At 65.9% G+C, this 9,480-nt stretch carries 9 protein-coding genes; all 9 read left to right on the forward strand.

The features are described 5' to 3' along the window. Positions 1-120: 120 nt before the first annotated feature. The 9 genes from KVG96_RS12550 (at position 121) to KVG96_RS12590 (ending at position 9,459) form a co-directional block, all read left to right on the forward strand. Positions 121-1,290 (forward strand): colicin-like pore-forming protein, encoded by a 1,170-nt coding sequence (locus tag KVG96_RS12550; protein ID WP_217892361.1) that lies wholly within the window; start codon positions 121-123, stop codon positions 1,288-1,290. 74 nt (positions 1,291-1,364) lie between these two features. Beyond that, positions 1,365-1,940 (forward strand): hypothetical protein, encoded by a 576-nt coding sequence (locus KVG96_RS12555; protein ID WP_217892362.1) that lies wholly within the window; start codon positions 1,365-1,367, stop codon positions 1,938-1,940. Between the two features lie 86 nt (positions 1,941-2,026). Further along, complete coding sequence (locus KVG96_RS12560; RefSeq protein WP_217892363.1) at positions 2,027-2,380, forward strand: hypothetical protein; 354 nt, start codon at positions 2,027-2,029, stop codon at positions 2,378-2,380. A 236-nt stretch (positions 2,381-2,616) separates the two neighbouring features. Continuing rightward, positions 2,617-3,576 (forward strand): AAA family ATPase, encoded by a 960-nt coding sequence (locus tag KVG96_RS12565; protein ID WP_085586889.1) that lies wholly within the window; start codon positions 2,617-2,619, stop codon positions 3,574-3,576. A 5-nt stretch (positions 3,577-3,581) separates the two neighbouring features. After that, positions 3,582-4,526, forward strand: a complete 945-nt coding sequence (locus KVG96_RS12570; protein WP_085586888.1) for a DUF58 domain-containing protein — start codon at positions 3,582-3,584, stop codon at positions 4,524-4,526. Continuing rightward, positions 4,523-5,020: a DUF4381 domain-containing protein gene (locus KVG96_RS12575; protein ID WP_217892364.1), complete on the forward strand. Its 498-nt coding sequence runs from the start codon at positions 4,523-4,525 to the stop codon at positions 5,018-5,020. The genes KVG96_RS12570 and KVG96_RS12575 overlap by 4 nt, the downstream gene beginning before the upstream one ends. After that, positions 5,013-6,092 carry a vWA domain-containing protein gene (locus KVG96_RS12580; protein WP_217892365.1) on the forward strand — a complete coding sequence of 360 codons (1,080 nt, stop codon included), beginning with the start codon at positions 5,013-5,015 and terminating at the stop codon, positions 6,090-6,092. Before KVG96_RS12575 ends, KVG96_RS12580 begins: the two co-directional genes overlap by 8 nt. Next, positions 6,089-7,825, forward strand: coding sequence for a vWA domain-containing protein (locus tag KVG96_RS12585; protein ID WP_217892366.1), 1,737 nt, complete (start codon positions 6,089-6,091; stop codon positions 7,823-7,825). Before KVG96_RS12580 ends, KVG96_RS12585 begins: the two co-directional genes overlap by 4 nt. Continuing rightward, complete coding sequence (locus KVG96_RS12590; protein WP_217892367.1) at positions 7,822-9,459, forward strand: BatD family protein; 1,638 nt, start codon at positions 7,822-7,824, stop codon at positions 9,457-9,459. The genes KVG96_RS12585 and KVG96_RS12590 overlap by 4 nt, the downstream gene beginning before the upstream one ends. The last annotated feature ends 21 nt before the right edge of the window (positions 9,460-9,480 follow it).

The raw sequence follows: 9,480 nt of genomic DNA on the forward strand, positions 1-9,480 counted from the left end.
AAAGGGCAATGTTATCAATGGAAAGCCGGCAAACCATTTGTAAACAAACACGAAGCGCGTCTTCGCGACGCACTTCGCTTGCCCGACGGATCGGGCGTTCAACGCACAAGGAACAGGCACATGCCACAACTGGAAATACCCGGAATCATCACTTACGCCGACGGAACATGGGAAATCATCAACTTGAACCCGGACAAGGTCCGTGGAGACATCCGCAAGAACTACCCGCTGGGCAATCCGATGCACGGGTTCACCCTGGCCATCCAGAACGACTATCTGGCGCGCAAGCACAACCTTGAGCCCCACCTGCAAAACGAACTGGACGCCGTCGACGGCACCCATCCGCCCTTGCGCCACCACACACCGGACGAGTGGCTGGCGCGGACCGTCAACATCGTCAACGAACTGCTCTTTCGCAAGAACACCGAATACCAACAGCAGTTGAAGGCCACGCAGACGGCCAAGCAGCTCGGCAAGCTGCAGGCCACCTACAACGCGATGATCCTCAACGACCAGATCACCAGCCTGCAGAACCGCCAGTCTTCCCTGTACGCGGAAATCGCCCGCCGCCAGGCCGAAGCCCTGGCGCAGCAACAGGCGGCAGAAGCCGCGCGCCGCGCGGAGGAAGCCCAGCGCCAGGCAGAGGAACAGGCGAGGCAGGTCGCGGCGGAGCAGGCCCGGATCGCAGCCGAAGAACAAGCCAGGCAGATCGACGACTACAAGCGCGCCGTGGCCTTCGTCGCCGAAGCGAACAAATACATCCTGGAGAAATACGGCGAGAAACTGCATCAGGTGGTGCTGGACCTGCAGAAGGACATCTCAGGCAAGAAGGTCCGCAGCTACGGCGAGGCCATGCAGACGTTCGAAAAGGTGCGCAACAACCCCCATGCCAGGCTCAGCCCGCAGGACACCCGCGCCGTTGTCGATGCGCTGAATGCGCTGGATAAAGCGACCTACGTGGACAACGTCAACCGGTTGGCCAAAGGGTTTGGCGTGACCGGCAAAATCGTGCAGGCACATTCGGTGATCGAGAAGACGGTCATTGGTTTTCGGGATGGTGATTGGAAGCCGTTGTTGCTGGAGCTGGAAAGTATTGCCGCCGGAATCGGAGCTGGCGCAATACTGGCTGGCGCTATCGCAATGCGTGCCCCCGTTTTCGCAATCAGCATCCCTGGCATATTGATAGTTGGCCTGGTGATTGCCGCCGCAGCCGCCTATCTGGATGCCAAGACGGTAGAAAAAATAAACACAATCCTCCTTGCTGAACTAAACCCCGCATCATCCACTTAATAGATACCGCAGGATTGAGTTCATTGACGAGCTCAATCCTGCAACCGAAAAACATACACATCCGGGAACTCCAAATGCCAAAAAACCATCCGGCAGTAACCCGTCTCCTTTGGGTTAACAGTGTGTTTTACATTCCGATATTCCTCATCTGTTTCATTCTCCCCGGCTATCCGCAAACCGCTCTGGACTTTGCCATCGATGACATGCTGGACAATCAGCTGTTTGGGCGGGTTGGGTTCTGGTCATCCCTATTCCCTTTCAACTCAAAAGCCGCCGCAAATTATTCAGCGGTGTTCGGCCCGCTACTCACCGCCTACTCGATTTTCACAGCATTCAAAACCGAAAAAGACCCGGAACAGATCAAAAAAATCGCACAACTCACAACAAGGCGTTATCTGGCCGTGCTTATCGGAGGGACTTTATTTTTTATTTTCCTGGCATGTACTTTTTACTTGATATCGCACGATCTTGGAACGAGCACCGGAAAATACGGAAACCTGTTTGGCAAGAATGCCTTGCTCTATTCCTTCCACCATTCACTCATGTCCTCCACGATGTTCTCCTTGGCACCCCTCTTCGTATGTTCCTTCTATTACTCCATCCCACGATTCAAAATCGAACGCTGGCTGAGCAAGAGGCAAAAAAATTGAAGATGTAGCAGCAGATTCTTCGTCGGACTGGCAGAATCACGTTTTTTCGTCGCCCCGTCGCGTCCGGCCCTTCAGGAATCCTCCCCATGCAAATGACCACCGATCTGCTCATCGTCAACCCGTGCGACGACGAAGAAGACAACATGGCCATGCTCTGCTGCCATAGCAAGAAAGGCGAAATGTTCCTGATGAGCCGCTACCCGGACGAGGACGATCTGGAGATCACCCTGAACGACGAGCCGTCGACCCTCGACGGCGTGAAGGTGACCCTGGCGCCGCCCCTGCTGAAGATCGAGATCGCGGCGGGCGATGCCGATGCGCTGAACGGTGACGACGTGCTGGAGATCACCTTCAACCCGGACATGGTGGATCTCGACGAAGTCGAGGAGACGCTGAAGAACATTCTGGACGGTACCGGCACTTACATCCGCCAGGCCTGAAGTCGCGACGGCGGGCCTCATCGCCGGATCGTCGCCCGGAGCAAGCCCGCCCCTTGATCCGACTTGCCCGCGACGGGCCGGTGACCGTCATCTCCCGTCGCCATTGTCGCCCGGTCATTTCCCGCACTTTGCGCAAAATGCCGTTAGTCGCCACCCCCCGCGATGGATTAAAGTAACGCCCCCAGCCCCGGCGTTATCCGAACGCCTGCGGCCACCCTTTCCAGGAACAGTCACCGATGGAACATCGTGAAGCGCTGCTGGCGCTGCGCACCTTTCTTTCAACGCAGATCCTCGGCCAGGAAAAACTCATCGAGCGCCTGCTCATCGCCCTGCTCGCCGACGGCCACATGCTGGTCGAGGGCGCGCCGGGCCTGGCCAAGACCAAGGCGATCAAAGAGCTGGCCGAAGGCATCGATGCCCAGTTCCATCGCATCCAGTTCACCCCCGACCTGCTGCCGGCGGACGTCACCGGCACCGAGATCTACCGTCCGGAGACGGGCAGCTTCGTGTTCCAGCAAGGCCCGATCTTCCACAACCTGGTGCTGGCGGACGAAATCAACCGCGCCCCGGCCAAGGTACAGTCGGCATTGCTCGAAGCCATGGCCGAACGCCAGGTCAGCGTCGGTCGCAGCACCTATGAACTGTCGCCGCTGTTCCTGGTGATGGCCACGCAGAACCCGATCGAGCAGGAAGGCACCTACCCGCTGCCCGAAGCCCAGCTCGACCGGTTCCTGCTGCACGTCAAGATCGGTTTCCCGGACGCCGCCGTCGAACGGCGTATCCTCCAGCAAGCCCGCGGCGAAGCCCTCAACGGCGAGACCAAGCCTGAGCGGCGGGTCAGCCAGCAGGCGATCTTCGCGGCGCGCAAGGAAATCCTCGGGCTGTACATGGCCGACGCCGTGGAGGAATACCTGGTGCAACTGGTCATGGCCACGCGCAACCCGGCCAAGTTCGACCCGGAGATGGCCGAGTGGATCGCCTACGGCGCCAGCCCCCGCGGCTCCATCGCCCTCGACCGCTGCGCCCGGGCCCACGCCTGGCTCGCCGGTCGCGATTTCGTCAGCCCGGAAGACATCCAGGCCGTGCTGTTCGACGTGCTGCGCCACCGCATCATCCTGTCGTTCGAGGCGGAAGCCGCCGGCATCGACCAGGACCGGGTGGTGCAGCGCATCCTTGACGTCGTTGCCGTCGCTTGACCGCCATGAACGCCCCCCTGCCGTCCGAACCGGGCATCCGCGTCAGCCTCGCCGAGCTGATCGAGATGCGTCACCGCGTCCGTGAAGTGCAGCTGTTCTCCACGCCGAGCCAGCGCAGCCCGCTGATCGGCCTGCACCATTCGAAGTTCCGCGGCCGCGGCGTGGACTTCGACCAGGTGCGGGTCTACCAGGCCGGCGACGACGTGCGCACCATCGACTGGCGCGTGACCGCCCGCACCCAGGAGCCGCACACCAAACTGTTCCACGAGGAGCGCGAGCGGCCGATCTTCATCATGGTCGAGCAGAGCCGGCGGCTGTTTTTCGGCTCCGGGCTGATGTTCAAATCGGTGCTCGCCGCGCAAGCGGCGGCCCTGATCGGCTGGGCGGCGCTGGGCCACAACGACCGGGTCGGCGGACTGGTGTTCGGCGACAACGAGCATTACGAGATCAAGCCGCGACGCAGCAAGCAAAGCCTGCTGCAACTGCTCAACCGGCTGGTGCGCGCCAACCAGGCGCTGCACAGCGAGCGCGAACCGGATCGCGATGCGTTCGGCGTGGCGCTGCGCCGGGCCCGTGAGGTGCTGCGGCCGGGCAGCCTGGTGATCGTGATCTGCGACGAGCGGGTGCTGTCCGACAGCGCCGAACAGCAACTGAGCCTGCTGTCGCGCCACTGCGACCTGTTGCTGCTGCCGCTGTCCGACCCGCTGGACCACGCCCTGCCCGCCGCCGGGCTGCTGCGGTTCGCCGAGCGCGGCGCGCAACTGGAGCTGGACACCCTCAACTTCGACCTGCGCCAGACCTACCGCGCCCAGGCCGAGGCGCGGATCGCCCGCTGGGAGCTGCTGGCGCAGAAGCTGCGGGTGCTGCTGATGCCCCTGAGCACCCAGAGCGAAATGGTCGAGCAGATGCGTGAGTTCCTCAACCCGCAGCGGCCGGGCAGCGCACGATGAACGGCCTCGAACAACTGCAGCCGCTGATGTCCCCGCCACCGGTCGCCTTCTGGCCGCCGGCGCCTGGCTGGTGGCTGCTGCTTCTGCTGCTGCCCCTGGCGGGTTTCGCCCTGTGGCGCCTGCGCCGGCTCATTCCGGTGAAGAAGCGCCCGATCGTGCGGGCCGAGCAACCGCTGGATCCGGTGCGCCTGGCCGCCCTCGCGGAACTGGCGCAAATGACCAAGCCCTATGACGGCGCGCCCGCCGGTGCCTGGCTGCAGCAACTCAACGGCCTGCTCAAGCGCCTGTGCCGCAACCATTACCCGAACAGCCAAAGCCACACCCTCAACGGCCGCAAATGGCTGGCGTTCCTCGACAACCGCTGCCCGGCCGCCGGCCTGACGCGCTGGATGGTGCTGGTCGAAGGCGCCTACAAGCCCGAATGCAAGCTCGACGACAAGGCCATCGCCGGCCTGACCCAAGCGGTCGACACCTGGATCCGCAAGCATGTTTGAGTTCGCCTGGCCGTGGATCTTCGCGCTGCTGCCGCTGCCGTGGCTGATGCGCCTGGTGCTGCCGGTGGCCGACAGCGGCGAGCCGGCGCTGAAGGTGAGTTTTCTCGCCGACCTCGAAGGCCTCGCCCGCCGCCGGGCCCGGGCCAACCTGCCGGCCTGGCGGCAGCAGGCGCCGTTCCTGCTGCTGTGGCTGTTTTTGCTGATCGCCGCCGCCCGCCCGCAATGGCTGGGCGAACCGTTGCCGATCGCCGCCAGCGGCCGCGACCTGCTGGTGGCGGTGGACGTGTCCGGCTCGATGGACTTCCCCGACATGCAATGGCAGGACGAGGACGTCAGCCGCCTGTCGCTGGTGCAGCACCTGCTCGGCGACTTCCTGGAAAGCCGCGACGGCGACCGGGTCGGCCTGATCCTGTTCGGCAGCCAGGCGTACCTGCAGGCGCCGTTGACCTTCGACCGCCACACGGTGCGGGTCTGGCTCGACGAGGCACGGATCGGCATCGCCGGCAAGAACACCGCCATCGGCGACGCCATCGGCCTGGCCCTCAAGCGCCTGCGCATGCGCCCGGCCCAGAGCCGCGTGCTGGTGCTGGTCACCGACGGCGCCAACAACGGCGGCGAAATCGACCCGTTGACCGCCGCCCGCCTGGCCGCCGGCGAAGGCGTGAGAATCTACCCGATCGGCATCGGCGCCGACCCCGAGTCGAGCGGCAGCACCGCCCTGCTCGGCGCGAACCCGACCCTGGACCTCGACGAGCCGGCGCTCAAGGCCATCGCCGAGACCACGGGCGGCCGCTATTTCCGCGCCCGCGACGGCCAGGAACTGCAGGCGGTCAAGGACACCCTCGACCGGCTCGAACCGGTGGCCCAGCAACCGACCCAGGCCCGCCCGGCCCAGGCGCTGTACCCATGGCCGCTGGCGCTGGCGCTGCTGCTGAGCCTGTTGCTGGTGATCCGCGAACTGTGGCCGGACAACCCGCTGCAACGCCTCTTCAGCAAGGAATTGTATTTGCAGAGTCCTTTGCCTGACTGGCGTGCCCGCCTCAAGCGTCTGCGTCTGCGGAGGCGTCGATGATCACGTTCTGGCCGCACTGGTTCCGCCCCTGGTGGCTGTTGCTGCTGCCGTTGCTGGGCTGGCTGCTCTGGCAGCTCTGGCACCGGCAGAAGCGCGCCGGGCGCTGGCAGGTGATCCTGCCGCCGGCCTTCCATTCCACCCTGCTGCGCGGGGGCCGCGGGCGCGACAGCAAACTGCCGTGGGTCGCCCTGGGCGTGGCCTGGCTGCTGACCGTCGCGGCGCTGCTCGGGCCGAGCTGGGAGCGGGTCGAGCAGACCACCCAGAAACCCGCCGACCCGCTGGTGGTGGTGCTGGAACTGACCCCGGAGATGCTGGCCACCGACTCGCCGCCGACCCGGCTGGAACAGGCCCGGCGCAAGCTGTTCGACCTGTTGCAGGCGCGCAGCGACGCGCAGACCGCCATCGTCGTGTACGCCGGCAGCGCCCACACGCTGGTGCCGCTCTCCGATGACCTGGCCACCAGCCGCAACCTGCTCGACGCGCTCAAGCCGTCGCTGATGCCGCAAAGCGGCCATCGCGCCGACCTGGCGGTGAACAAGGCCTTGACCCTGCTCGAACAGGGCGCCTTGGGCCAGGGGCGGATCCTGCTGATCGGCTCGTCGCTGTCGGAAGAGGAGCGCCTGGGCATTCGCCGGGCGCTGGGCGGGCAGTCCCCGCAGTTGCTGATGCTCGGGGTCGGCACCGCCGAGGGGGCGCCGATCGCCCAGGAGGACGGCAGTTTCCTCAAGGACGCCCAGGGCGCGATCCGCGTGCCGCAACTGGACGGCCCCGGCCTCAATGCCTTCCTCAATTCGGTGGGCGGCGAGTACCGCGGCGCCCGCCTGGACGAGTCCGACCTGCGCGCCCTCGGCCTGCTCGACGGCCCCCGCAGCCTGCGCGACGACGGCCAGACCCTGCGCCTGGACACCTGGGCCGACCAGGGCTATTGGCTGCTGCTGCCGCTGTTGCTGCTCGCCGCTTGCGCCGGGCGCCGCGGCTGGCTGTTCTGCCTGCCGCTGCTGTGGTGCCTGCCGCAGCCCGGCTACGCGTTCGATTTCGAAGACCTGTGGCTGCGTCCCGACCAACAGGGCCTGCACCTGCTCAAGCAGAAGCGTCCAGCCGAAGCGGCCAGGCACTTCGAAGATCCGCAGTGGCAAGGCGTGGCGCTGTACGAGGCCGGTGACTATAGCGGCGCCGCCCAGCGCTTCGCCGAAGGCAACGACGCCCGCGCCCACTACAATCGAGGCAATGCCCTGGCCAGGAGCGGCGAGCTGGAAGCGGCGCTGGATGCCTACGATCAGGCCCTGGAGCGTCAGCCGGACTTGCGCCCGGCGTTGACCAACAAGGCCTTGGTGGAGAACCTGCTGAAACAGAAGAACGCTCCGCCGCCCGCCGAACCGCAGAAGCCGTCGACGCCTCAGGATCTGCCGGGCGACGAGCCGCCGCCACCGTCCGCGCCCCCGCCGACGGCCAACAGCGAATCCCCAAGCGACACTGCGCCGGCGCCTGCGGCCAGCGAACCGCCACCGACCGCCCCGCCGCTGCCGGGCGCCGATGAGTTGGCCGAAAGCGAACCGCAGGACGAACAGAACGCCACACCGCCGTTGCGCCCCGCCGAAGACAACCTCGAAGGCGAGCAGCGTCAGGCGCTGGAACAATGGCTGGGCAAGATCCCGGACGATCCGGGCGAACTGCTGCGACGCAAGTTCTGGTACGAACAGCAACAACATCAGGATCAGGAAAACATTCGATGAGCCGTTTCACCGCACTCTTGCTGCCCCTGCTGATCTGCACGGCCACCGCCCAGGCGGCCGGGCTGACGGCCAGCGTGGACCGCACGCGCCTGAACTCAGGCGAGACGGTGGAACTCACCCTGGAATCCAACGATGTCACGCAGTTCGGCAAACCGGACCTGACCCCGCTGGAGCCGCTGTTCGAAGTGCGCGGCACCCGTCAGGTCAACCAGTTGAACACCCTCAACGGCGACAACCGCGCCACCACCCGCTGGATCGTCACCCTGCTGCCGAAAAACAACGGCAGCATGGTGATCCCGCCGCTGCAGCTGGGCGACGCGCAGAGCCAGCCGATCACCGTGCAGGTGGTCGAGAGCGACGACCGCGAGAGCGCCGACAACCTGGACCCGGTGTTCATCGAAGCCAGCCTCGACCAGAACAGCGTCTACGTGCAGGCCCAGGCGGTGCTGACCGTGCGCATCTACCATTCGGTGTCGCTGTATGACGACAGCAGCCTGACGCCGTTGCAGATCGCCGACGCGCGCATCGAACAGCTGGGCGACACGCGCACCTACGAGAAAGACATCAACGGCGTGCGTCACGGCGTGATCGAAATGCGTTACGCGATCTATCCCCAGCACAGCGGCCTGCTGAGCATCGCCCCGCAGACGTTCAGCGCGACGCTGGTCGATACGCGGCCGTCCGGGGACGCCGCCGCCCAAGGGCCGAAACCGGGCAAGCTGATGCGCATCAGTTCCGCCGCGACGGCGCTGACGGTCAAGCCCAAACCCATCACCTACCCGGCCGACGCGCCGTGGCTGCCGGCCCGCAGCCTGACCCTGAGCGAGAGCTGGAACCCGGAGCCGGATCACCTGCAGGTCGGCGATTCCCTGACCCGCAGCCTGACCCTCAAGGCCGACGGCCTGGCCAGTTCGCAGCTGCCCGCATTGCCGGCCACCGAGGCCAACGGCTTGCGCCGCTACCCGGACCAACCGGTGCTCAACAACCAGAGCGGCGACCGGGGCCTGACCGGCAGCCGCGAGGAACGCGAGGCGCTGGTGCCCAGCCGCAGCGGCGCCATCGAGCTGCCGACGGTGGAGGTGGTCTGGTGGAACACCTTCGAAGATCACCTGGAACACAGCAGCTTGCCGGCGCGCGCCCTGCAAGTGGCGAGCAACCCGAGCCTGCAGGTGGACACGCCGGCCGGCACGCAGGCCTCGGGCGGCGCCGACAGCGAAGCGCTGTGGTGGTGGAAGCTCAGCACGCTGGTCCTGGCGTGCACCACCGCCCTCGGCTTCGGCCTGTGGTGGCGGGCCCGCTGGCAACCGGCGATCCTGCGGGCCGCCCAGACCGGCCCGAGCCCGCGCACGCTGCTCGACGACATCAAGCGCGCCAGCCAGGCCAACGACCCCCACGCCACCCGCCAGGCCCTCGACGCCTGGGCCCGCCAGCAGCCCGAGACCCTGGCCGACATGGCCGCCCGCTTCGTGCCGCTGTCCGATGCCCTGGACGGCCTCAACGGCGCGCTCTACAGCGAAACCGGCCAGCACTGGCAAGGCGAGGACCTGTGGCGGGCCATCCGCGCCATCCCGGCGGCCGAACGGGCGAAGGATCCGGTGGGCGACAGCGGGTTGCCGCCGCTCTACCCCAAATGAGCGCGCGGCGTCGCCACCTGC

This window comes from Pseudomonas ekonensis (assembly GCF_019145435.1).
Classification (GTDB): domain Bacteria; phylum Pseudomonadota; class Gammaproteobacteria; order Pseudomonadales; family Pseudomonadaceae; genus Aquipseudomonas; species Aquipseudomonas ekonensis.

What these genes read in the sequence shown, in the direction of transcription:
- KVG96_RS12550 (WP_217892361.1), top strand. Translation starts at nt 121, where the DNA reads ATGCCACAACTGGAAATACCCGGAATCATCACTTACGCCGACGGAACA.
- KVG96_RS12555 (WP_217892362.1), top strand. Translation starts at nt 1,365, where the DNA reads ATGCCAAAAAACCATCCGGCAGTAACCCGTCTCCTTTGGGTTAACAGT.
- KVG96_RS12560 (WP_217892363.1), top strand. Translation starts at nt 2,027, where the DNA reads ATGCAAATGACCACCGATCTGCTCATCGTCAACCCGTGCGACGACGAA.
- KVG96_RS12565 (WP_085586889.1), top strand. Translation starts at nt 2,617, where the DNA reads ATGGAACATCGTGAAGCGCTGCTGGCGCTGCGCACCTTTCTTTCAACG.
- KVG96_RS12570 (WP_085586888.1), top strand. Translation starts at nt 3,582, where the DNA reads ATGAACGCCCCCCTGCCGTCCGAACCGGGCATCCGCGTCAGCCTCGCC.
- KVG96_RS12575 (WP_217892364.1), top strand. Translation starts at nt 4,523, where the DNA reads ATGAACGGCCTCGAACAACTGCAGCCGCTGATGTCCCCGCCACCGGTC.
- KVG96_RS12580 (WP_217892365.1), top strand. Translation starts at nt 5,013, where the DNA reads ATGTTTGAGTTCGCCTGGCCGTGGATCTTCGCGCTGCTGCCGCTGCCG.
- KVG96_RS12585 (WP_217892366.1), top strand. Translation starts at nt 6,089, where the DNA reads ATGATCACGTTCTGGCCGCACTGGTTCCGCCCCTGGTGGCTGTTGCTG.
- KVG96_RS12590 (WP_217892367.1), top strand. Translation starts at nt 7,822, where the DNA reads ATGAGCCGTTTCACCGCACTCTTGCTGCCCCTGCTGATCTGCACGGCC.